This window comes from Curtobacterium sp. MCPF17_001 (assembly GCF_003234615.1).
In the GTDB taxonomy this organism is placed as follows: domain Bacteria; phylum Actinomycetota; class Actinomycetes; order Actinomycetales; family Microbacteriaceae; genus Curtobacterium.
In genome coordinates this window covers 75841-99160 of the sequence record NZ_QKSL01000014.1, presented here as the reverse complement: position 1 = coordinate 99160, position 23320 = coordinate 75841, and the positions used below count along the sequence as shown (strand labels likewise).

General features: G+C 70.0%; 21 protein-coding genes. 13 read left to right on the top strand and 8 right to left on the bottom strand.

The features are described from left to right. Window positions 1-42: 42 nt before the first annotated feature. Window positions 43-1077 carry a LacI family DNA-binding transcriptional regulator gene (locus DEJ24_RS13270; protein WP_375334711.1) on the bottom strand — a complete coding sequence of 345 codons (1035 nt, stop codon included), beginning with the start codon at window positions 1075-1077 and terminating at the stop codon, window positions 43-45. A 198-nt stretch (window positions 1078-1275) separates the two neighbouring features. On the opposite strand from DEJ24_RS13270, the gene DEJ24_RS13265 reads away from it, so the two are divergent. The 4 genes from DEJ24_RS13265 (at window position 1276) to DEJ24_RS13250 (ending at window position 6585) form a co-directional block, all read left to right on the top strand. Continuing rightward, window positions 1276-2223 carry a carbohydrate ABC transporter permease gene (locus DEJ24_RS13265; RefSeq protein WP_111044050.1) on the top strand — a complete coding sequence of 316 codons (948 nt, stop codon included), beginning with the start codon at window positions 1276-1278 and terminating at the stop codon, window positions 2221-2223. Next, window positions 2220-3182 carry a carbohydrate ABC transporter permease gene (locus DEJ24_RS13260; RefSeq protein WP_111079023.1) on the top strand — a complete coding sequence of 321 codons (963 nt, stop codon included), beginning with the start codon at window positions 2220-2222 and terminating at the stop codon, window positions 3180-3182. The genes DEJ24_RS13265 and DEJ24_RS13260 overlap by 4 nt, the downstream gene beginning before the upstream one ends. A 139-nt stretch (window positions 3183-3321) precedes the next feature. Beyond that, complete coding sequence (locus DEJ24_RS13255) at window positions 3322-4656, top strand: sugar ABC transporter substrate-binding protein (protein ID WP_111079022.1); 1335 nt, start codon at window positions 3322-3324, stop codon at window positions 4654-4656. Between the two features lie 96 nt (window positions 4657-4752). Further along, window positions 4753-6585: a beta-galactosidase family protein gene (locus DEJ24_RS13250; protein ID WP_111079021.1), complete on the top strand. Its 1833-nt coding sequence runs from the start codon at window positions 4753-4755 to the stop codon at window positions 6583-6585. A 69-nt stretch (window positions 6586-6654) separates the two neighbouring features. Here the strand turns inward: DEJ24_RS13250 and DEJ24_RS13245 are convergent, their stop codons facing one another. The 3 genes from DEJ24_RS13245 to DEJ24_RS13235 form a co-directional block, all read right to left on the bottom strand. Then, window positions 6655-6960, bottom strand: a complete 306-nt coding sequence (locus DEJ24_RS13245; protein ID WP_111079020.1) for a hypothetical protein — start codon at window positions 6958-6960, stop codon at window positions 6655-6657. A 124-nt stretch (window positions 6961-7084) separates the two neighbouring features. Then, entirely contained in the window at window positions 7085-7546 is a 462-nt protein-coding gene (locus DEJ24_RS13240; protein WP_111079019.1) for a hypothetical protein, read from the bottom strand. Continuing rightward, window positions 7543-7854, bottom strand: a complete 312-nt coding sequence (locus DEJ24_RS13235) for a biopolymer transporter Tol (RefSeq protein WP_111079018.1) — start codon at window positions 7852-7854, stop codon at window positions 7543-7545. Before DEJ24_RS13235 ends, DEJ24_RS13240 begins: the two co-directional genes overlap by 4 nt. A gap of 60 nt (window positions 7855-7914) precedes the next feature. Here DEJ24_RS13235 and DEJ24_RS13230 point away from each other — a divergent pair, with 60 nt between their 5' ends. Genes DEJ24_RS13230 through DEJ24_RS13220 form a run of 3 tightly spaced genes read left to right on the top strand, consistent with a single transcriptional unit; the run spans window position 7915 to window position 10042 of the window. Continuing rightward, complete coding sequence (locus DEJ24_RS13230) at window positions 7915-8988, top strand: spore photoproduct lyase family protein (protein ID WP_111079017.1); 1074 nt, start codon at window positions 7915-7917, stop codon at window positions 8986-8988. Window positions 8989-9038: 50 nt separating this feature from the next. After that, the gene (locus tag DEJ24_RS13225; RefSeq protein ID WP_111079016.1) at window positions 9039-9632 is read left to right on the top strand and encodes a nucleotidyltransferase domain-containing protein; all 594 of its coding nucleotides are present in this window, start codon (window positions 9039-9041) and stop codon (window positions 9630-9632) included. Between the two features lie 41 nt (window positions 9633-9673). Then, complete coding sequence (locus tag DEJ24_RS13220; RefSeq protein ID WP_111079015.1) at window positions 9674-10042, top strand: hypothetical protein; 369 nt, start codon at window positions 9674-9676, stop codon at window positions 10040-10042. An 87-nt stretch (window positions 10043-10129) separates the two neighbouring features. Here DEJ24_RS13220 and DEJ24_RS13215 read toward each other — a convergent pair whose 3' ends face one another. Continuing rightward, a complete protein-coding gene (locus tag DEJ24_RS13215) occupies window positions 10130-10528 on the bottom strand; it encodes a DUF3253 domain-containing protein (protein ID WP_111079014.1) in 399 nt (132 codons plus the stop codon). 92 nt (window positions 10529-10620) lie between these two features. Between DEJ24_RS13215 and DEJ24_RS13210 the strand changes: the two genes are divergently transcribed. Next, on the top strand, window positions 10621-11997 hold the full coding sequence (locus DEJ24_RS13210; protein WP_111079013.1) for an alpha-amylase family glycosyl hydrolase: 1377 nt from the start codon (window positions 10621-10623) through the stop codon (window positions 11995-11997). A gap of 121 nt (window positions 11998-12118) precedes the next feature. Here DEJ24_RS13210 and mmsB read toward each other — a convergent pair whose 3' ends face one another. From mmsB to chvE, 3 genes are all read right to left on the bottom strand, one after another. Continuing rightward, entirely contained in the window at window positions 12119-13300 is a 1182-nt protein-coding gene (gene mmsB, locus DEJ24_RS13205; protein ID WP_111044058.1) for a multiple monosaccharide ABC transporter permease, read from the bottom strand. After that, the gene (mmsA, locus tag DEJ24_RS13200) at window positions 13287-14837 is read right to left on the bottom strand and encodes a multiple monosaccharide ABC transporter ATP-binding protein (protein WP_111079012.1); all 1551 of its coding nucleotides are present in this window, start codon (window positions 14835-14837) and stop codon (window positions 13287-13289) included. Before mmsA ends, mmsB begins: the two co-directional genes overlap by 14 nt. Before the next feature lie 110 nt (window positions 14838-14947). Then, on the bottom strand, window positions 14948-16078 hold the full coding sequence (chvE, locus tag DEJ24_RS13195) for a multiple monosaccharide ABC transporter substrate-binding protein (RefSeq protein ID WP_111079011.1): 1131 nt from the start codon (window positions 16076-16078) through the stop codon (window positions 14948-14950). A gap of 185 nt (window positions 16079-16263) precedes the next feature. Between chvE and DEJ24_RS13190 the strand changes: the two genes are divergently transcribed. The 5 genes from DEJ24_RS13190 (at window position 16264) to araA (ending at window position 23301) form a co-directional block, all read left to right on the top strand. Next, the gene (locus tag DEJ24_RS13190) at window positions 16264-17322 is read left to right on the top strand and encodes a substrate-binding domain-containing protein (protein WP_111079036.1); all 1059 of its coding nucleotides are present in this window, start codon (window positions 16264-16266) and stop codon (window positions 17320-17322) included. A 47-nt stretch (window positions 17323-17369) separates the two neighbouring features. Then, entirely contained in the window at window positions 17370-19301 is a 1932-nt protein-coding gene (locus tag DEJ24_RS13185; protein ID WP_111079010.1) for a glycoside hydrolase family 127 protein, read from the top strand. A 102-nt stretch (window positions 19302-19403) separates the two neighbouring features. Next, entirely contained in the window at window positions 19404-21074 is a 1671-nt protein-coding gene (locus DEJ24_RS13180) for a xylulokinase (RefSeq protein ID WP_111079009.1), read from the top strand. Beyond that, a complete protein-coding gene (locus DEJ24_RS13175) occupies window positions 21074-21775 on the top strand; it encodes an L-ribulose-5-phosphate 4-epimerase (protein ID WP_111079008.1) in 702 nt (233 codons plus the stop codon). The genes DEJ24_RS13180 and DEJ24_RS13175 overlap by 1 nt, the downstream gene beginning before the upstream one ends. Continuing rightward, entirely contained in the window at window positions 21772-23301 is a 1530-nt protein-coding gene (gene araA / locus DEJ24_RS13170; protein WP_111079007.1) for an L-arabinose isomerase, read from the top strand. The genes DEJ24_RS13175 and araA overlap by 4 nt, the downstream gene beginning before the upstream one ends. Window positions 23302-23320 lie beyond the last annotated feature (19 nt).

Here is a 23320-nt window from a genome sequence, read left to right as displayed (position 1 = left end):
CGCCCCGCCCCGCCCCCGCCGCGCGCGCCCCGCGCCGCGCCGCTACCGCGCCGGCGCGGCCGTGCTCGCGCGCACGACGAGCCGCACCGGCACCAGGTCGGTCGCCGACGTGGCGGCACCGCCCTCGATCTGGCGCAGGAGGGTGGCGACCGCGCGGCGCCCGACCTCGTCGAAGGACTGGTGCACGGTGGTGAGCGGCGGCCAGAACGAGTCCGACTCGGGGGAGTCGTCGAAGCCGACGACGCTGAGCGTGGACGGGACGGCGCGGCCGACCTCGTGGCAGGCGCGCAGGACCCCGAGCGCGGTCTGGTCGTTCGCCGCGAACACCGCGGTGATCTCGGGGCGACGGGCGATCTCGAGGCCGGCCCGGTAGCCGGACGACGTGCTCCAGTCACCCTCGAGCACGGGTGGGACCGTCCGTCCGGCTGCGGTGAGCGTGGCACTCCACGCGGCCTGTCGCCTCGCCGCCGAGTACGACGACGCGGGGCCGGCCACGTGCCAGACCGTGTCGTGTCCGAGGTCGAGCAGGTGCTGGGTCGCCAGTCGGGCGCCGTCGGCCTGGTCGGTGTCGATCGCCGGGTGGTCGGTCGTGCCGGTGGAGTCCACGACGACCATCGGGACGCCGTCGGGCAGTTCGACCTCGGCGGTGTCGATCACGTGGGACTCGATGATGATGACCACGCCGTCGACGGCCTGTTCGTGCAGGCGGGAGAACGCGGAGCGGACGCCCTCCTCGGTCCGCGATGCCATCGGCAGCAGCGTGATGGTGAAGTCGGCGACCCCGGCGGCGTCGGCGATGGCCTCGAGCGTGCGCATGTTGCCGTAGGACGCAAGGGTGAACATGATCACGCCGATGGTCCGGAACCGTCCGGAGCGCAGGGCCCGAGCGGCACGGTTGGGGCGGTAGCCGAGCTCGGCCATCGCCTGCTGGACGCGGGTGCGGGTCTCGGGGCTGACGTTGTCGAAGCCGCGGGCGACGCGGGAGACGGTCTGCATCGAGACACCGGCAGCCTCGGCCACGGCGGCGAGCGACGGGGCGCGGCGGGCGGAAGCCGCAGCGTCCGTGGTCGTCGAGATGGTCACGCGCTGCCTTCCTCGGAACGGTTCGGGTCGGCGCCTGCGCACGGCCACTCCTGCGAACGCTAGTGCATGTTGACGTTGCCATGCTATGGTCGCCAGCGTTCGATGTTGACGTCAACATCAGGGCCGGTCGCAGCACGACCACCGGCGCTGGGAGACCCGTCGACGTCAGTCAGGACACGACGAAGGAGTCACATGAGCACGCTCACCGCGCGGAGCCCCGAGGCCGCGCCGCGACGTACGGGCACCACGCCCGCACCGCGTCGCCGTGGGAAGCCCCGGGGGCGGATGACCGGCTGGCTCTTCGTCGGCCCGTTCGTCGCCGTCCTCGTCCTGATGCTCATCGTCCCGATCGGCTACGCCCTCTGGCTCAGCCTGTTCCGCGACCAGCTCATCGGCGGCAACCAGTTCGTCTGGTTCGCCAACTACGTCCAGCTCTTCCAGGACGCCAAGTTCTGGTCCGGCTTCGGACGGGTCGCGATCTTCCTGGTCGTGCAGGTGCCGATCATGCTGGGCCTCGCCCTCGTCGCCGCCCTGGCCCTCGACAGCGCCCGCCTCTGGGGCACCGGGTTCTTCCGCATCGCGGTGTTCCTGCCCTACGCCGTCCCCGGGGTCGTCGCAGCCCTGATCTGGGGCTTCATCTACGGCAACCAGTTCGGCCTGACCGGAGCGGCGAACGACGCCCTCGGCATCGACCTGCTGCAGCCGTTCAGTTCGTCGTGGGTCCTCACGAGCATCGGCAACGTGGTCACGTGGGAGTTCCTCGGCTACAACATGCTGATCTTCTACGCCGCTCTCCGCACGGTCCCCGCCGACCTGTACGAGGCCGCCGAGCTCGACGGCGCCGGCCCGATGCGCACCGTCTTCTCGATCAAGCTCCCGGCCCTCCGCGGCCCGATGGTCATCGCCACGATCTTCTCGATCATCGGCAGCTTCCAGCTCTTCAACGAGCCGAACCTGCTGAAGACCCTCGCCCCGAACGTCATCGGCAGCGCCTTCACGCCGAACATGTACGCCTACTCGCTGTCCTTCAGCGGCCAGCAGTTCAACTACTCCGCCACCGTCGCGATCGTCATGGGCGTCATCACCGCCGTCATCGCCTACGTCGTGCAGGTCCGCGGCACCCGACAGGAGAACCGATGAGCACCCTGCAGGGTCCCGCCCCCCTCACCGTCACCGAGGCGACCACGACGCAAGGTGACCCGCGCGAGCGCCGCACCCGAGCCTCCCGGAAGGCGGCGCAGCCCGTCGACGGACGCAAGGTGAAGCGCTCCGGTCTGCTGACCGCGGTCATGGTCGTGTTCGTCGTCTACTCGTTCGCGCCGCTGTTCTACCTGCTGGTGAACAGCACGAAGACACAGGCGTCACTGCTCTCCACCTTCGGCCTGTGGTTCGGCGGGGACTTCAACCTGTGGCAGAACATCGTCGACACGCTGACCTACAACGACGGCATCTTCGTCCAGTGGCTCGGCAACACGCTGCTCTACGTGGTGGTCGGTGCCGGGGGAGCGACCCTGCTCGCGACGGTCGCCGGCTACGGCATGGCCAAGTTCCAGTTCCCCGGCCGTCGCGCGGTCTTCGCCATCGTCCTCGGCGCGATCGCCGTCCCGGGCACCGCCCTGGCCGTCCCGACCTTCCTGCTCTTCTCGCAGGTGGGCCTGACGAACACCCCGTGGGCGATCATCCTGCCCTCGCTGATCAGCCCGTTCGGCATGTACCTGATCTGGACCTACGCGGTCGAGGCGATCCCCACCGAACTCATCGAGGCCGCCCGCATGGACGGTGCCGGCGAGTTCCGGATCTTCTTCACCATCGCGCTGAAGCTCCTGGCACCCGGTGTCGTCACCGTCCTGCTGTTCGCGGTCGTCGCCACCTGGAACAACTACTTCCTGCCGCTCATCATGCTGAGCGACCCGAAGTGGTACCCGCTGACCGTCGGCCTGAACCAGTGGAACGCGCAGGCCACCGGCTCCGGTGCGCAGCCGATCTACAACCTCGTCGTCACCGGCTCGCTCCTCACGATCATCCCGATCGTGGTGGCGTTCCTCTTCCTCCAGCGCTTCTGGCAGTCCGGCCTCGCGGCCGGGTCCGTCAAGGCCTGATCCCGCCCTCCGGCCCCGGTCAGCAGCACCGGACCCCGGCCGGGAGGCACGGCGCGGCCCTGCAAGGACCGCACCGGCACCGAGCAGTCCCTCCTCCACGAAGAAGCACCTTCTTCACGATGAAGTGAAAGGCACCACCATGCAGAAGCGTCTCCGGCGCGGGCTCAGCGCCCTCGCCATCGGCGTCACCGCCGCGATGGCCCTCGCCGCCTGCGCGTCCGGCGGCTCCGGCTCCGGCGGCTCGGCCTCGGACATCGACAAGGCCCTCGACCAGGGCGGCACCCTGACCTACTGGTCGTGGACCCCCTCCGCGAAGGACCAGGTCGCGGCGTTCGAGAAGGCCTACCCGAAGGTGAAGGTCAAGCTCGTCAACGCCGGGACCGGCGCCGACCAGTACACGAAGCTGCAGAACACCGTGAAGGCCGGCTCGGGTGCCCCCGACGTCGCCCAGGTCGAGTACTACGCGCTCCCGCAGTTCGCCCTCTCCGAGTCGCTGCTCAACCTGTCCGACTACGGCTTCGGCGACCTGGAGAGCAAGTTCGCGGCGAGCACCTGGAACTCGGTCTCGATGGACGGCAAGGTCTACGGGCTGCCCCAGGACTCCGGCCCCATGGCCATGTTCTACAACAAGAAGGTCTTCGACGAGTACGGCATCGAGGTGCCGAAGACGTGGGACGAGTACGTGGCAGCCGCCAAGAAGCTGCACCAGGCCGACCCCGAGAAGTACCTGGCGGCCGACTCCGGCGACGCGGGCTTCACCACGAGCATGATCGCCCAGGCCGGCGGCACCCCGTTCACGACCGACGGTGACAAGGTGACGATCAACCTGCAGGACGAGGGCACCAAGAAGTGGACCAAGACCTGGGACGAGCTCGTCGAGCAGAAGCTCCTGTCCAAGACCGTCGGCTGGACCGATGACTGGTACAAGCAGCTCGGCAACGGTCAGATCGCCACGCTGATCACCGGCGCCTGGATGCCCGGCAACCTCGAGGCCAGCGTCGCCGACGCGAAGGGTGACTGGCGCGTTGCCCCGATGCCGACCTACGACGGCGGCACCGCGGCCACCGCGAACAACGGCGGCAGCGCCGAGGTCGTCATGAAGCAGTCGAAGAACCCGGCCCTCGCCGCCGGCTTCCTCAAGTGGCTGAACTCGTCGAAGGCCTCGACCAAGGTCTTCATGGAGTCCGGCGGCTTCCCGTCCACCACCGCCGACCTCGAGTCGTCCGCGTTCCTCGACGAGAAGCCGGACTACTTCGGTGGCCAGCAGATCAACAAGGTGCTCGTCGACGCGTCCAAGGCGTCGGACAACGACTTCACCTACCTGCCGTACCAGGTGTACGCGAACAGCGTCTACGCCGACACCGTCGGGCAGTCGTACGAGAAGGGCACGTCACTCGAGTCGGGTCTGTCCGCCTGGCAGGACGCCCTCGCCAAGTACGGCAAGGACCAGGGCTTCACGGTCTCGACCAAGTAGCCCCACCACATCGACGCGGCCGTGCGGGTTCTCCGCACGGCCGCGTTCCCACGAGACGCGTCGCCACCCGACGTGTTCCCACCAGAAAGACGTGACATGCGCTTCGCCATCGGCGACACCGACTTCCTGCTCGACGGGCAGCCGCACCGGGTGCTCTCCGGTGCGATCCACTACTTCCGCGTCCACCCCGACCTGTGGGCCGACCGGATCCGCAAGGCCAAGCTCATGGGTCTGAACACCGTCGAGACCTACGTCGCGTGGAACGCGCACGAGGCCACCCCCGGCACCTTCGACTTCACCGGGGGGCTCGACCTCGGCCGGTTCCTGGACCTCGTCGCCGCCGAGGGCATGCACGCCATCGTCAGGCCCGGCCCCTACATCTGCGCCGAGTGGACGAACGGCGGCCTGCCGTTCTGGCTGTTCACCGACCGCACGGTCGGGATCCGCCGGGACGAACCGCAGTTCCTCGCCGCCGTCGGCCGCTACCTCGACGCCCTCGCCCCGATCCTGGTTCCGCGGCAGATCGACGCCGGCGGGCCGATCGTGCTCGTGCAGGTGGAGAACGAGTACGGCGCGTACGGGTCCGACCCCGTCTACCTCGAGAAGCTCGAGCGCATGCACCGCGACATCGGGCTCATCGTGCCGTTCACGAGCGTCGACCAGCCGATGGGCTCGATGCTCGAGGACGGGTCGCTGCCGTCGCTGCACAAGACCGGCTCGTTCGGCTCCCGCTCCACGGAACGCCTCGCACGCCTCCGCCAGGCGCAGCCGACCGGTCCGCTGATGTGCTCCGAGTTCTGGGACGGCTGGTTCGACAGCTGGGGTGAGCACCACCACACCACCTCGGCCGCTGCCTCGGCGTCGGACCTGGACGACCTGCTCGCCGCCGGCGGCTCGGTGAACGTCTACATGTTCCACGGCGGCACGAACTTCGGGTTCACCAACGGCGCGAACGACAAGGGCGTGTACCGGCCGATCGCGACGTCGTACGACTACGACGCCCCGCTCGACGAGGCCGGTCGCCCCACCGAGAAGTTCCACGCCTTCCGGCAGGTCATCGCCCGTCACGCTCCGGTCCCCGACCTGCCCGCGTCGATGCAGCCCGGCGGGTCCGGTCGGCTCACGACGGACGTCGTCGCCGGCCTGGAGGCACGCCCCACCCCCGCCTCGGACGTCGCCGTCCGCCTGGACCGCGTCCTCCCGCTCGCCGGTCTGCTGCCGACCATCGCGTCCTGGACCACGCACGAGACGCCGCCGACGTTCGACGAGTTGGGCGCCGCCTCCGGTTTCGTCCTGTACCGGACGGAGGTCGACCTGCCCGAGGGTGGCGTGCTGACCGTCGCCGAGGAGGTCCGCGACCGTGTCCTCGTCCGCGTCGACGGTCGGACCGTCGGCGTCCTGGAGCGGGAGCACCACGACCGTGCCATCGCCCTGCCACCGGTGACGGGCCTCCTGGAACTGCTCGTCGAGGACCAGGGACGCGTCGACTACGGGCCACGCATCGGTGAGCCGAAGGGACTGATCGGAGCGGTCCGGATCGACGACGACGTCCTGTCCCGCTGGACCGTCTCGCCCCTGGCACTCGACCCGGTGCCGGAGGACGCGCTCGACGTCCTGCGGGCCGCGGTGACGTCGGCGGGGGAGACCCTGGCCGGTCCAGCGTTCGCCATGGGGTCGTTCGACCTTGCCGAGAGCGGCGCGGACCTCGACCGCTACCTCGCGCTCGACGGGTTCCGGAAGGGCGTCGCCTGGGTCAACGGGTTCTGTCTCGGCCGGTACTGGTCACGAGGCCCACAGGCGACGCTCGCCGTCCCCGGACCCGTGCTCCGCGCCGGACGGAACGAGGTCGTCGTCTTCGAGGTGCACGCATCGGCGTCCCGGACCGTCTGCATGTGCGTCGAGCCGGCGCTCGGGCACACCGAGGCCTGACCCGCCTGCACCGCGAACGGCCCCGGGGCACCCGGGGCCGTTCGTCACGTCGTGGTCAGCCGATGTCGGTCAGCAGGTCGGTTCGGGCACGAGCACCGCGATCCGGCCGACGCGCACGACCGGGACACCGCTGCGGTCGCCCAGTCGTTCGCCGGCGAAGCGGACGAGCACCCCGGGTTCGGTCCGCTCGGCCTCGACGAGTGCGGCGGCCTGGGCGGGTGTGACCAGGAGCTCCCACGGACGGCGGACCCCGGCGCTGTCCTCGGAGCAGAGTTCCAGCAGGACGCCGACCCGGGCGCCAGCCGGTCCGCCGGCCGTGCTCGTGCCGGTGCGCAGCCCCACCAGCGCGCCCGTGTGCGTGACGATGTCGTTCATGGTCCCCCTCGTTCCTCGGCGTCGTCGCCGCGACGAGCCTACGGCCGCGAGGATCCCTCGCGCCTCATCCGGAAGGTGGGGAACCGTTCGCGTGTCGTCCGCCGTTCGGCTGACGGGTGTCGGGTCAGAACGCCCGAGCACCGGCCCACTCACGGACGCGGAGGAGTCCTTCGCGGCGCCAGATCCAGTACGGGGCAGACTTCGTGCCGTCGTCCTCGTACGCCTTCGTCAGGAGCCCGATCTGTCGTCGACGCTGGTGCCCGGTGTCGTCCACCCATTCGACGTACCCGTCGTCGAGCACGGTCGTGATCTGCGCGCGGGGCACCGACCAGCTGAAGACGTACCCGTCGTAGCGGAGCTCCTGGTCGCCCAGGCGGACCGCGACCCGTCGAGCACGAGCGGTCGTCCAGGCCCCGAAGCCCACCATGACCACGCCGAGGATCGCGACGAACACCCGAGCCGATGCTTCCGGGACGAAGGCGACCCCGACCAGGACCGCACCGACCACGATCTGCAGCGGACCGAGTGCGGCGGTGTTCGCGCTGCGCTCCCATGCGGGGGCACGGATGACCTCGTCGTCGGTCACGGCGACTCGTCGAGCCGGTCGAGGTCCGCGAGGGCCTGCTCGGCCTGCGCGATCCGCTCGGGCACCGGTCGGGTCCACCACTCAGGCCCGCGCTCGCCGAGCCCGTGCTTGGCGAGGCCGTTCCGGTGTCGGGCCCGGGCGACGGCGTCCTCGTCCCCGGCCCGCTTCGCCAGCTTCACCCCGTTCCGGCCGCGGCCCAGGTGCGAGCGGAGCCGCGCTGCCAGGTCCTCGGGGAGCGCCGGGTCCGTCCGCCGCCACCGCCGACCGCTCACGACGAAGAAGTGGTCGTCCTCCACACCGGCGGTCATGCTCCGAGTCTGCCCGAGCGACGTTCGAGGTGTCGGTGGCCCCGGGTAGAACGGAGTGCGATGACCTACTCCCGTGTGCGCCCCCTGCTCGACGTCACGCGTATCTACGCCGAGGACGCCGCGCTCGAACTGCCGCGCGGGCAGGAGATCGTCGGGCGATGGCCGGACGCCGAGATCGTCCCGGTCGCGTCGCACTGGCAGATCCCCGAGGTGCACGGCGACGAGCGCAACGTCGCCCGGTGGGTCCGGATCAAGACCGAGGCGCTCGTGCTCGGCGTCAAGAAGTCGATCGTCACCCGCCCGAACGGTCGCTCCGCGGACTTCATCGCTCCCTCGACCGCGAACGGCTGTGCGATGGCGTGCGCGTACTGTTACGTCCCCCGACGCAAGGGCTACAGCAACCCGATCACCGTCTTCGCGAACATCGAGCAGATCACGAAGCACCTCGCCCGGAACATCCACAAGCAGGGTCCGAAGACCCAACCGAACCAGTGCGACCCGGACGCATGGGTCTACGACATCGGCGAGAACAGCGACTGCTCGGTCGACGCGATGCTCAGCGACAACGTGCGCGACCTCTGCGATCTCTTCCGGATGACGCCGACGGCGAAGGCGTCGTTCGCCACGAAGTACGTCAACCGCGACCTGCTCGACTGGGACCCGATGGGCCGCACCCGGATCCGGTTCTCGCTCATGCCGCACGAGACGGCGAAGGTGACCGACATCCGCACCTCGCCGATCGCCGAACGGATCGCGGCGGTCAACGACTTCGTCGCGGCCGGGTACGAAGTGCACCTGAACTTCTCGCCCGTGATCCTCACCCCGACGTGGGAAGCGGACTGGGCCGCGATGCTGCGGGAGGTCGACGACGTGCTGTCCCCGGCCGCGAAGGCGCAGCTCGCAGCCGAGGTCATCTTCCTCACCCACAACGAGCAGCTGCACGAGGTGAACCTGGGCTGGCACCCGAAGGCCGAGGACCTGCTGTGGCGGCCCGAGTTGCAGGAGCAGAAGCTCTCCCAGAACGGTGCCGTCAACATCCGGTACCGCGCAGCGATGAAAGCGCAGCACATCGAGCGCTTCCGACAGCTCGTGTCGGACAACCTGCCGTCCTGCCGGATCCGGTATGCCTTCTGACGTGTACACGGTCTGTGTACACGTGTACCGATCTGCGGTACACTCGTCGAATGCAACTCGCCGCTCCCCTCGCCACGCTCGTCGGCCCCACGCAGGCCGACGCACTCCGCGTCCTCGCTCGGACTGATGCGGCCATGACCGGACGCCAGGTCGCCAGGGTCGCTGGGGCGGCACAGCACACCGGCATCAAGCGTGCACTCGACAAACTCGAGCACTCCGGACTCGTGCGTGTGGAGCGCGGTCTGCAGCACTCCGCCTACCAGGTCAACCGCGAGCACCTGCTGTGGCCAGCAGTCGAGCTCGTGCTCGGCGCGCGAACGGAACTGGAGCGCCGTATCCACGACTTCATCGCGGGGAGCGAAGTCGACGTGTTGTCCGTGTCGATCTTCGGATCGCTCGCCCGGGGAACGGCCACCGACGAATCGGACGTCGACCTGCTCGTGGTGTTCGCTGCGGAGACGAACGTCGATGTGGTCGTCCGTCTCGGCGATCTCGTGCAGCGCTGGACCGGCAACGACTGCCAGGTCTTCGACGTCACTCGTGCTGACCTCGAACGGTTCGCCGCCGAAGGGGACCCACTCGTGGGCTCGTGGCGCGCCGACGCGCACACCGTGTACGGGTCCGACATCCGATCGCTCGTCTGATGCCCCTCCGGACGCGCGTGATGGATGCGACAGCAGTCCGGATGCGACGAGACGAGGCTGAGGCGTACTACGAGGTAGCGGTTCTCTGTGCCGGCTCGACTTCGCATGCCGACTGGAAGGCCGCCGGTTCGAATGCCGTCCTCGGCGGGATCGCGGCGGCCGACGCGATCTGCGGGGCCGTCCTCGGGCAGCACCACGTCGGCGAGGACCACGCGCAGGCCCGGCGCCTGCTCGACACGGCTTGCTCACCTGACCGACAGCCAGGCAACCAACTCAAACGTCTGACCGACGAGAAGACGAACTTCCAGTACTCGTCTGCTCGCGTGACCCGCGAGCAGACGAGTCGTCTCGTGCTCGCGCTCGAACGCCTCATCGTCACGATGCGGCAGAAGACCGACCCGAGCCGCTGACCGATCCACGATGGCGTCGGTCGGGCTCACGGCAGGGTCGATCGTGCTGCACCCCGACGATCCCGAGCGGTGGTCCAGACAGGTCGCTCAGCGCGGGCGACGGATCCGGATCGGGCCCTTGGCGGTGGACGGGTCGATGACGTTCCCGCCCTGGGTGATCTCGACCTCGCCGCGGGCGACCATGCGTCGAGCGGCTCGGCGCGCCGGTTCCATCAGGTCACGCCAGTCCTCGCCGCCGATCGCCCGCGCGGCGTCCGACGGGCAGATGCTCGACGTGGCGGCCCGGGCGTCGAGCAGCTCGTCGATGGTGCGCTCGAGCGTCCGGTCGGTGTCGTCCAGCTTGTGCCGGCGGCACGCGTCGGAGCACCACTTCGTGTCCGGATCCGCCGATCCGGGCATCCGCCGGCCGCAGGATGCGCAGGTGCGTTCGGCGTGCGCGGCGTCGAGCCGGCGTGCGTCGTCCTCGGTGCGGATCGCTCGTCCCATGGGCCCATGATCGTCCGCGCCACCGACGCGCATCCAGGCTGGCGGTACCCCGATCGGCGGTTCCGACCAGGGCCGGCTGGCAGCATGCAGGGATGGACCACGACGCCGACCGCAGCCCGGAGCCGACGACCAGGACAGGGGAGCCCGCCTGGGTCGAGCACGTGATGTGGTGGCACGTCTACCCGCTCGGCTTCGTCGGCGCGGAGATCCGCCCGAGCAGCAGCCCCGACAACGCTGTCGAGCACCGCCCCGTCGAGCACCGCCTGGGGCGCCTGGAAGCCTGGCTCGACCACGTCGTCGACCTCGGGCTCAACGGGCTGCTGCTCGGGCCGGTGTTCGCGAGCTCGACGCACGGCTACGACACCGTCGACCACTTCCGGATCGACCCGCGCCTGGGCGACGACGCCGACTTCGACCGTCTGGTGGCCGCAGCTCGAGAACGCGGCATCCGGGTCCTGCTCGACGGCGTCTTCAACCACGTCGGGCGCAAGCACCCGGCCTTCCGGGCACTCGCCGAGCAGGGCCCGGATGCCGAGACCGCTCCGCTGTTCGCCGTCGACTGGGACGGCTGGCAGCCCGGGCAGCCGGTGCCGGTCGGTTCGTTCGAGGGGCACGACATCCTGGTGGCGCTCGACCACTCCTCGTCGGCGACCGAGGACCTGGTCGTCCAGGTCATGATGCACTGGCTCGAGCGCGGTATCGACGGGTGGCGGCTCGATGCCGCTTACGCGGTCCCGCCGGCGTTCTGGGCGCGCGTGCTGCCGCGCGTGCGGGAGCACTTCCCCGAGGCGTGGTTCTCCGGCGAGGTCATCCACGGCGACACCGCCGCGATCGTCCGCGCGTCGACGATGGACTCCACCACCCAGTACGAGCTCTGGCAGGGCATCTGGCACGGCATCGCGGATCGCAACTGCTACGAGCTGGCGCACGCGATCGAACGGCACGACGAGCTGCTCGCGACGTTCGCCCCGAGCACGTTCGTCGGCAACCACGACGTGACGCGGATCGCCTCGGCCGTGGGGGAGGGGTTCGTCGGACACGCGATCGCGGTGCTGTTCACGGTGGCCGGCACCCCGTCGGTCTACGCGGGCGACGAGTTCGCCTGGGCCGGGGTCAAGGAGGAACGCGAAGGCGGTGACGACGCCGTGCGGCCCGCCTTCCCCGCCGGTCCGACGGAGGTCACCGGCACGGCGGCCGACGTGCTGCACGCCCACCAGGCGCTCGTCGCACTCCGCCGTCGGCACCCGTGGCTGCACCGCGCGCACACCGACGTGGTCCACCTGGACAACACGGCGCTCGTCCTCCGCACGGCGACCGACCGGGAGGCCGTGGTCACCGCCCTGAACCTCTCGCCCGAACCGGTGGTCCTGCCCGCAGCCGACGCGACGCGGGTCGAGGCGGGCGCGGGGGAACTGCGCGACGGGGCGCTGCGCCTCCCGGCCGCCGGTTGGGCCGTCCTGTCCCGCTGACGCAGCCCGCGACCGCAGCCCGCAGCCCGCGACCGCAACGCAACGCAAAAGCGACAGATCTCCGCCGAGTTCCGACGGAGATCTGTCGCTTTCGGGGACCGGTCGTACGACCGACCCCGTCCTACTTGCGGCTGCTGGCCGCGCGGCGCTTGTTGAAGACGTCGAACGCGACGGCGGCCAGGAGCACCAGACCCTTGATGAGCTGCTGGAACTCGGACCCGACACCGAGGATCGACATGCCGTTGTTGAGCAGACCGATGATGAGACCACCGACGATCGCACCCGGCACCGTGCCGATGCCGCCGGTGACCGCAGCGCCACCGATGAACACGGCCGCGATGGCGTCGAGCTCGAAGCCGTTGCCCGCGCTCGGGGAGGCCAGGTTGAGCTGCCCCGTGAAGACCACGCCGGCCAGGGCCGAGATGACACCCATGTTGACGAAGAGCAGGAACGTGACGCGCTTCGTCTTGACGCCGGACAGCTGCGCGGCGAGCGGGTTGCCGCCGATCGCGTAGATGTGTCGACCGAAGACCGCGCTGCGCATGACCATCGAGTACACGATGACCAGGACGCCGAGGATCACGAGGACGATCGGGGTGCCGTTGTAGCTGGCGAGCAGCAGCGCGATGAAGATGACCAGCGCGACGGTGAACACCATCTTGGTGATGAACCAGGCGAAGGGCTCGTCCTCGAGCTGGTACTTGCGACGGGTCGCACGACCGCGGAACCCGGTGATCACGAGGATCGCCGCGGCGGCGAGCCCCAGGACCATCGTCAGCGGCTCGTAGCCCGAGGTGCCGAAGGAGGGCAGGAAGCCGGAGCCGAGCGAGCGGAAGCCGTCCGGGAACGGCGAGATCTGCTGGTTCTGCAGGGCGATCTGGGCGGCACCGCGGAAGGCGAGCATGCCCGCCAGGGTCACGATGAACGCCGGGATCCCGAAGTAGGCGATCCAGAAGCCCTGCCACGCACCGACGAGCGCGCCGAGGACCAGGCAGAGGACGACGGCGATCGGCCAGGGGATGCCCCACTGGGTGATCATGACGCCGGCCATGGCGCCGGTGAACGCGACGACCGAACCGACGGAGAGGTCGATGTGGCCGGCGATGATCACCATCACCATGCCGATCGCGAGGATCAGGATGTAGCTGTTCTGGACGATCAGGTTCGAGACGTTGATCGGGGCCAGCGTGATGCCGTTCGTCGTCACCTGGAAGAAGATGACGATGACGATCAGCGCGATGAACAGGCCGATCTGTCGGAGCTGCCCGGTGAGGTAGCTGGCGGCGGACTTAAGCGCGTTCATTGACTGGGGTCTCCCGTTCCTGGGTCATGTACTGCATGAGGACTTCCGGCGACGCCTCGGCGCGCGGGACGTCGGCGGTGATGGTGCCCTCGGAGAGCGTGTAGATGCGGTCGCAGATGCCGAGCAGCTCGGGGAGTTCGGACGAGATCACGATGATCCCCTTCCCCTGGTCGGCGAGCGCGTTGATGATCGTGTAGATCTCGTACTTCGCGCCGACGTCGATGCCTCGGGTCGGTTCGTCGAGGATGAGCACGTCCGGGTCGGAGTACATCCACTTCGACAGGACGACCTTCTGCTGGTTGCCGCCGGAGAGCTTGCCGGTGATCGCGTTGACCGTCGGGGCCTTGATGTTCAGGTCCTTGAGGAACTTGCTCGCGATCGTGGTCTCCTCGGAACCGTTGACGAAGCCCCAGTTGGCGAGCTTGCCGAGCGCCGAGCCGGAGACGTTCCGCTTGATGTCGTCGATGAGGTTGAGGCCGTAGCGCTTCCGGTCCTCGGTCGCGTAGGCCAGGCCGTTGTCGATGGCGGCGGTGACCGTGTTCGTCTTGATCGGCGTCCCGCGCTTGTAGACGGTGCCGCTGATCCCGGTGCCGTACGAGTGCCCGAAGACGCTCATCGCGAGCTCGGTACGTCCGGCGCCCATCAGGCCGGCGATGCCGACGATCTCACCGGCACGGACGTTGAGGTTCGCCTGGTGGATGATCTCGCGGGAGGCGTCCAGCGGGTGGTGGACGGTCCAGTCCTCGATGCGCAGGAGCTCTTCGCCGATCTTCGACTCGTGCTCCGGGTAGCGCGTGGAGAGGTCGCGGCCGACCATGCCGCGGATGATGCGGTCCTCGGAGACCTCGCCCGCGTGCATGTCGAGCGTCTCGATGGTCTGCCCGTCGCGGATGATCGTGACCTTGTCGGCGATCGCCTTGATCTCGTTGAGCTTGTGGCTGATGATGATCGCCGTCATGCCCTCGTCCTGCAGCGAGCGGATGAGCTCGAGCAGGTGCGCGGAGTCGTCGTCGTTCAACGCTGCGGTGGGCTCGTCGAGGATGAGGAGCTTCACCTTCTTCGACAGTGCCTTCGCGATCTCGACGAGCTGCTGCTTGCCGACGCCGATGTCCACGATCTTCGTGATCGGGTTGTCCTTGAGACCGACGCGCTGCAGGAGCTTGGCGGCTTCGAGGTTCGTCTTGTTCCAGTCGATGAAGCCGCCCTTGGAGCGCTCGTTGCCGAGGAAGATGTTCTCGGCGATCGACAGGTAGGGGCTCAGTGCGAGCTCCTGGTGGATGATGACGACGCCGGCTGCCTCGGAGTCGTTGATGTTCGAGAAGCGGACCGGTTCGCCGTCGAGCAGGATCTCGCCGTCGAAGGTGCCGGTCGGGTAGACGCCCGACAGGACCTTCATGAGCGTGGACTTGCCCGCGCCGTTCTCACCGCAGATCGCGTGGACCTGGCCCCGTTCGACCTGGAGCGAGACGTTCTGCAGGGCCTTGACGCCGGGGAACGTCTTGGTGATGTCGCGCATCTCGAGGATGGTGTCCGCCACGGGACCGCCTTCCGTTGGGGCGCCGGGACGGCGCGCGAGTGGAGGGGAGACAGGACGGGAGGCGCGGTGCGGGCGTGCACCGCGCCTCCCGGTCCGTCAGGGGGTTGCGACTACTTGAGGTCGGCCTCGGTGTAGTAGCCCGAGTCGATCAGGACCTTCTCGTAGTTGTCCTTCGTGACGACCGTCGGCTGGAACAGGTACGTCGGGACGACCTTGACCTTGTTGTCGTAGGTCTTGGTGTCGTTGACCTCGGGCTTCTTGCCCGACAGCAGGTCCTCGGCCATGCTCGCCGACTTCTCGGCCAGCTGACGCGTGTCCTTGTAGATGGTCGAGTACTGCTGACCGTCGACGATCGACTTCACCGAGGCGGCCTCGGCGTCCTGACCGGTGATGGTCGGGAGCGGGCGGTCGCCGGAACCGAAGCCGGCGCCCTGCAGGGCCGAGATGATGCCGATCGACATGCCGTCGTAGGGCGAGAGGACGCCGTCGAGCTTGGTGCCGCCGGAGTAGGACTTGGCGACCAGGTTCTGCATGCGGGACTGGGCCTTCGCCGGGTCCCACTGCTGCGTCGCGGCCTGGGTGAAGCCGTCCTGGCCGGAGCCGATCTTCAGCGTGCCGTCCTCGAGGTAGGGCTTGAGGGTGTCCATCGCGCCGTTGAAGAAGAACGTGGCGTTGTTGTCGTCGGGCGAGCCGGCGAAGACCTCGATGTTGAACGGACCCTTCTCGTCGGTCTTCTTGCCGTCCTCGTCGAGGAGGCCGAGACCGGTGAGGAGCGAGTTCGCCTGGTCGACGCCCACCTTGTAGTTGTCGAACGAGACGTAGTAGTCGACGTTCTTGTTGCCCGTGAGCAGGCGGTCGTAGGAGATCACCTTGATGCCGGCCTTGGCTGCGGCGTCGAGCTGGTCGGAGAGCGAGCCGCCGTCGATCGAAGCGACGATGAGGACCTTCGCACCCTTGGTGATCATGTTGCTCACCTGCTGGACCTGCTGCGGGATCTTGTTGTCCGCGTACTCGAGGTCGACCTTGTAGCCGGCCTTCTCGAGGTCGCTCTTGACGGCGTTGCCGTCCTTGATCCAGCGCTCGGACACCTTGGTGGGCATCGCGACGCCGACGAGGGCGCCCTTGTTGTCGGTGCTGCCGCCGGCGTCGCCGGTCGCCGAGCGACCGCCGCCGGAGCAAGCGGCCAGGGAGAGAGCGAGGCCGAGGGCTGCGACGCCCGCGACGATCCTGCGCTTCTTCATCGAAGTACCTCTGTTCCTCTCGCGTCGGCATCGACGCGTTCAGGTGCGGGGCTGCTGTGTCCCGCTGGGGATGTGATGCTCCAAGTGAGCGCTCACATCATGTGGTCTCCGTGGGGTCGTGTCAACTCGTCGAGACCAGATCGGGATGTCGCGTCCCCGAACTGGTGTCGCGGTACGGTGACCGGATGACGACGACCGCGACGCCGAACGGCAGGGGACGCAAGGCCCCGACGATCTTCGACGTCGCCGAGCGTGCGGGCGTCTCCCACCAGACCGTCTCCCGTGTGATCAACGGGGACCCCACTGTCCGGGAGCAGTTCCGGACGAAGGTCACCGACGCCGTCACCGCCCTCGGGTACCGACCCCGGGCTGCTGCGCGGGCACTCGCCGGCGGACGGAGCCGCGCCCTCGGCCTGGTCAGCGCGGGCGATGCGCTCTACGGACCGTCGAGCACCGCGATCGGTTTCGAGCGTGCTGCCCGGACCGCGGGGTACCACGTGCTGCTCTCGACGCTGCCGGACGACCCGAAGCCCCTCGACCTGTCCGAGGCGCTGTCCACGCTGCTGGCGCAGGACGTCGCCGCCGTGGTCCTCGTCGCCGCCGACAACCGGGTGCTCGACGCCCTCGCGTCGCTGACGCTGCCGGTCACGGTGCCCGTCGTCGTCGCGAACGCGGTGCAACGGGACGCCCTGCCGACCGATCTGGTCGTGCCCGGGAGCGGCGGGGCGACGATCTCCGCGGTCGCCATCGACCAGGCGGCCGGTGCGACCCTGGCGTTGCAGCACCTGTTCGACCTCGGCCACCGTCGGATCGTGCACATCGCCGGGCCGACGGTCTCGCAGGAGGCCGAGGTCCGCCGTGCGACCTACGAGCGGACCATGCGCGCCCGGGGCTTGACGCCGGTCGTGTACGAGGGGGACTGGACGCCGGCCAGCGGGTTCGCGGCCGGCCGCGCGATGGACGCCGCGACGGTCGACGCCGTGTTCGCGGGCAACGACCAGATGGCGCTCGGCGTCCTGCACGCCTTCGCGGAAGAAGGACTCCGCGTGCCGGACGACATCGCCGTCATCGGGTTCGACGACGTGCCGGAGGCCGCGCACTTCACACCGCCGCTCACCACCGTGCGGCAGGACTTCCAGGCGATGGGGGAGCGGGTCCTCGCCTCGGCGCGGGCGCTGCTCGAGGGCGGGCTGCACGACGACGCGCTCCTGCAGCCCGAGCTGGTGGTGCGCCGCTCGGCGTAGTCGCCCTGCTCGGCAGGGCTCAGCGCCGCCCGGCGTAGCCTCTCGCCATGACGACGACGTCTCCCTCGACCGGCCCGGTATCGCCCTCGACCTCCCGGCTCCGCCCGCTGCCGCACGGTGCGCTGCGGCTCACCGGCGGCTACTGGGGCGAGTGGCAGGAGCGCAACGGGAGCGTCGTCCTGCGGCACTGCGAGGACTGGATCGAGCGGATCGGCTGGGTCGGCAACTTCGACGGTGCCGCGACCGGCGTCGAGTTCACGCACGCCGGCATCGAGTTCGTCGACTCCGAGGTCTACAAGCTGCTCGAGGCGATGGCGTGGGAGCTCGGACGCACCGGGGACCCGGAGCTCACCGAGCGGTACGAGCGGCTCGTCGACCGGGTCGCCGCCGCACAGGACGACGACGGCTACCTGCACACCGCGTTCGGTCGCCCCTGGCAGCGTCCGCGCTGGTCCGACCTCGAATGGGGCCACGAGCTCTACTGCATGGGGCACCTCATCCAGGCCGCCGTCGCGCGACTGCGCACCGCCGGCAGCGGCCGCCTGGTCGACGTGGCGGTCCGCGTCGCCGACCACCTGGTCGAGGTGTTCGGGGACGGCGGACGGGAGGCGGTGTGCGGCCACCCGGAGATCGAACCGGCGCTCGTCGAGCTGGGTCGGGCGACCGGCGACCACCGGTACGTCCGGCTGGCGCAGTTGTTCGTCGACCGCCGGGGGAACGGGCTGCTCGGCCCGATCGCGTTCGGACCGGAGTACTTCCAGGACGACCTGCCGGTCCGGGAGGCGGGCGTCTGGCGCGGGCACGCCGTCCGGGCGATGTACCTGGCGGCCGGCGCGGTCGACGTCGCCGTGGAGACCGGCGACGCAGAACTCGTCGCGGCCGTCGAACGGCAGTGGGCGAACACCGTGGCGACCCGCACCTACCTGACCGGGGCGATGGGGTCGCACCACCAGGACGAGTCGTTCGGCGCCGACTTCGAGCTGCCGCCGGACCGCGAGTACGGCGAGACCTGCGCGGCGATCGCGTCGAACATGGTGTCCTGGCGCCTGCTGCTCGAGACGGGGGAGTCGAAGTACGCGGACCTGATCGAGCGGACCCTGTACAACGCGGTGATGGTCGCACCGCGCCAGGACGGACGGGCGTTCTTCTACGCCAACACCATGCACCAGCGGGTCGAGGGTGCGGTCCCGCCGGAGGACGACCTCAGCGCGCGGGCACTGTCGAGCCTCCGGGCGCCCTGGTTCGAGGTCTCGTGCTGCCCGACGAACCTGGCCCGGACGCTGGCCAGCGTCGAGTCGGTCTTCGCGACGATGACCGACGACGGCCTGCAGCTGCACCAGTACGGCGACTACGACGTCGAGACCACCCTGCCGGGCGGCGCCACGGCCGCGTTCCGGGTGCGCTCGGGGTGGCCGGCCGCGGGCACGGTCTCGGTCGAGGCGACCGCGGCGAGCGGGACCCCGGTGGCGCTGCGCCTCCGGGTGCCGTCCTGGGCGTCGGAGGCCGTCCTCGAGACCCCCGACGGCACCCGGTCGGTCGACGGCGTCCGGTCGGTTGACGGCACCCGGTTCGTCCACGGGGAGGACACCGTCACCGTCGTGCGGACGTTCGCAGTCGGAGACCGTGTGACGCTCACGGTGCCGGTCGCCGCTCGGCTCACGGTGCCAGACCCGCGGATCGACGCGGTCCGCGGCACGGTCGCGGTCGAGCGCGGCCCGCTCGTGTACGCCCTGGAGTCCACGGACCTCGGTCGGGACGTCGGCGACGTCGTGGTGCAGCCCGGGTCGGACCCGCTCGACGACGGACCGGACGCCGTGCGCATGCGGGTGCGCCAGCGCACGGTGCACCGTGTCGGGCCGCTGCCGTACGGCGACCCCGACGTGCAGGAGACCGAGCCGGAGACGGTCCGGCTCGTGCCGTACGCGACGTGGGGCAACCGCGGGCCGTCCACGATGCGGGTGTTCCTGCCCGTCGCCTGACCTGGGTCGCTCCCGCCGCGACACGGCCGGACGAGTTGTCGGGTGAGCGCTCACGCGCTACGGTGTGAGCGCTCACTCGACGGCGAGAGCAGGAGGCCCACCATGAGCGACGACCGGACCCGCGAGATCGCGGACGGCCGCACGACCCTCGGCATCGAACTCGGGTCGACCCGGATCAAGGCGTGTCTGGTGGGCGAGGACCTGACGGTCATCGCCGCGGGCTCCCACGAGTGGGAGAACGAGTTCGTCGACGGCCGCTGGACGTACCCGTTGGCAGCCGTCGAGACCGGCGTCCGCGCCGCGTACGCCGCACTCGTCTCCGACCTGCAGGAGCAGCACGGCTCGGTGCCGACGACGTTCCGCGCGGTCGGCGTCTCGGCGATGATGCACGGCTACCTGCCGTTCGACGCCGACGGTGAGCTGCTCGTGCCGTTCCGCACCTGGCGGAACACCTCGACCGGCCCCGCTGCGGCTGCGCTGAGCGACGCCCTCGGCTTCAACATCCCGCTCCGTTGGTCGATCGCGCACCTGTACCAGGCCGTCCTCGACGACGAGCAGCACGTCGCGCAGACCACGGGCATCACGACGCTCGCCGGGTACGTGCACCGCCAGCTCACCGGGCAGGACGTCCTCGGGGTCGGCGACGCATCGGGCATGTTCCCGATCGACCCCGCCACCGGCGACTACGACGCCCGGATGCTCAGCACCGCGCAGGACCTGATCGGCGTCCCCGACCTCCGCGCACTCCTGCCCGAGGTCCGTGTCGCCGGCCAGGACGCCGGCACCCTGACCCCGGCGGGCGCCGCCTGGCTCGATCCCACCGGCACACTGCAGCCGGGTGCACCGCTCTGCCCGCCCGAGGGTGACGCCGGCACGGGCATGGTCGCCACGAACGCGGTCGCCCAACGCACCGGCAACGTCAGCGTCGGCACGAGCATCTTCGCGATGGTCGTGCTCGAGCGGCCGCTCGGCACCCCGCACGAGGAGCTCGACGTCGTCACCACCCCCGCCGGCGACGCCGTCGCGATGGTGCACTGCAACAACGGCGCCAGCGAGATCGGCAGCTGGGCCCGCGTGTTCGGCCGCTTCGCCGAGGCCGCCGGCAGCCCGGCCGACGCCGACTCCGTGTTCCGCACGCTGCTCGACGAGGCCGCCACCGCCGACCCGGACGCCGGCGGCCTGCTCGCGGTCAACTACCTGGCCGGCGAACCGGTCACCGGTGTCGAGGACGGCCGACCGCTGCTCCTCCGCGCCCCCGACGCCCGCTTCACGCTCGGCAACCTCGTCCGCGCCGAACTCATGGGCGCCTTCGCCACGCTCGCCATCGGCATGGAGGTCCTGCACGGCGAGGGCGTCGCCGTCGACCGGATGACCGCGCACGGCGGGCTCTTCCGGACGCCCGGGCTGCCGCAGCGCCAGCTCGCCGCCGCACTCCGCGTGCCCGTGGCCCTCGAGGCGACCGCCAGCGAGGGTGGGGCGTGGGGCATCGCCGTCCTCGCCGCCTACCTCGAGCACGCCGCCGACGCCTCGCTCGCCGAGTACCTCGACACGACCGTGTTCGGGACGGCGGACTCGAACGTGGTCGACCCGGACCAGCGCGACGTCGACGGGTTCACCGTGTACCTCGACCGTTTCCGCGCGGCGCTGCCGATCCAGGCGATCGCCGCCGCGGTCCCCGGCGCCCGCGACGCGGCCACGTCGAGCGGCGAGTCGACGACGGCACCCGGCCCGGGCCTCCCGACCGAACACCAGCAGGAACAGGACGTGAACTGATGACCGACGACACCACCCGAGCGGCCGTCGCCGCAGCGCGTGAGCGCGTGGCCCGACTGCACGGCGAACTCGTCCGCTACGGCCTGGTCATCTGGACCGGCGGCAACGTCTCCGAGCGCGTGCCCGGCACCGACCTGTTCGTCATCAAGCCGAGCGGCGTCGTCAGCGAGGACCTGACGCCGGAGAACCAGGTCGTCTGCACCCTCGACGGCGTGCCGGCCGAGGGCTGGGGCAACGAGCACGGCCCGTCCTCCGACACGGCCGCGCATGCCTTCGTGTACCGGAACATGCCCGAGGTGAACGGCGTCGTGCACACCCACTCGACGTACGCCACCGCGTGGGCAGCCCGCGCGGAGGAGATCCCGTGCGTGATCACCGCGATGGCGGACGAGTTCGGCGGACCGATCCCGGTCGGCCCGTTCGCGATCATCGGCGACGACACCATCGGCCGCGGCATCGTGGAGACCCTGTCCGGACACCGCTCCCGTGCGGTGCTCATGCAGAACCACGGCGTCTTCACGATCGGCAAGGACGCGAAGGACGCGGTCAAGGCCGCGGTCATGTGCGAGGACGTCGCCCGCACCGTGCACATCGCGAAGCAGGGCGGCGAGCTCGTCCCGATCGCCCCCGAGGACGTCGACCGCCTGTTCGACCGATACCAGAACGTCTACGGACAGAACCCCGAAGGAGCCATGCGATGACGCAGGACAACGTCGACCCCCAGGCCACACTCGACGGCTACGAGGTCTGGTTCCTCACCGGCTCGCAGGGCCTCTACGGCGAGGAGACCCTCCGCCAGGTCGAGGAGCAGAGTCGCGCCGTGCACGAGGCGCTCGCGGGAGCGCTGCCGGTGACGCTCGTCTGGAAGCCCGTCCTCAAGGACGCCGACGGCATCCGCCGCGCCCTCATCGAGGCCAGCGCCGACGACAGGGTCATCGGCGTGACGACGTGGATGCACACGTTCAGTCCCGCCAAGATGTGGATCGGCGGCCTCAACGCGCTGACGAAGCCCTTGCTGCACCTGCACACGCAGGCGAACGTCGCACTGCCGTGGGCGGACATCGACTTCGACTTCATGAACCTCAACCAGGCCGCGCACGGCGACCGTGAGTTCGGGTACGCCCTGGCACGGATGGGTGTCCGCCACGCCACCGCCGTCGGCCACGTGTCCGACCCGCGCGTGCAGCAGCGGGTGTCCGACTGGACCCGTGCCGCCGCCGGTGCCGCCGCGATCCGGGAACTCAAGCTCACGCGCTTCGGCGACAACATGCGCTACGTCGCCGTCACCGAGGGCGACAAGACCGAGGCCGAGATCGAGCTCGGCGTGCAGGTCAACACCTGGGGCGTCAACGACCTCGTCGCGGCCGTCGAGACCGCGACCGCGGACACCGCCGCCGTCGACGCGCTCGTCGCGCAGTACGACAGCGCCTACGACCTGGTGCCGGAGCTCCGGGCCGACGGTGCGCGACGCCAGTCCCTCCGCGACGGCGCCGCGATCGAGCTCGGCCTCCGCGCCCTGCTCGCCGAGAACGGGTCCGCCGCCTTCACCACGAACTTCGAGGACCTGGGCACGCTCAAGCAACTGCCCGGCCTGGCGGTCCAGCGGCTGATGGCGGACGGCTACGGCTTCGGTGCCGAGGGCGACTGGAAGACCGCCGTCCTCGTCCGCGCGATGAACGTCGCCGGCGCCGGACTCCCCGGTGGCGCCTCGCTCATGGAGGACTACACGTACGACCTGACGCCGGGCGCGGAGAAGATCCTCGGTGCCCACATGCTCGAGGTCTCGCCGACCCTGACCTCGTCGACCCCGACGCTGGAGATCCACCCGCTCGGCATCGGCGGCAAGGACGACCCGGTGCGCCTGGTCTTCACCGCCGACGCCGGCCCCGCGGTCGTCGCCGCACTGAGCGACACCCGCGACGGCTTCCGCCTCACCGCCAACGTCGTCCAGGTCGTCCCGCCGACCGAGGCGCTGCCGAACCTGCCCGTCGGCCGGGCCGTCTGGGAGCCGCAGCCGTCGTTCCCCGTGTCCGCCGAAGCCTGGCTCACCGCCGGTGCCGCACACCACACGGTGATGACGACGGCCGTCGGGATCCAGGTGATCGAGGACCTCGCCACCATGATCGGCACCGAGTTCCTGGTCATCGACGAGCACACCACGCTGCGCGGCTTCCGCGACGAGGTCCGCACGCAGCAGACCTGGCACCGGCTCGACCGGGGCTTCTGAGTCGGTCGGGAGGCCTACG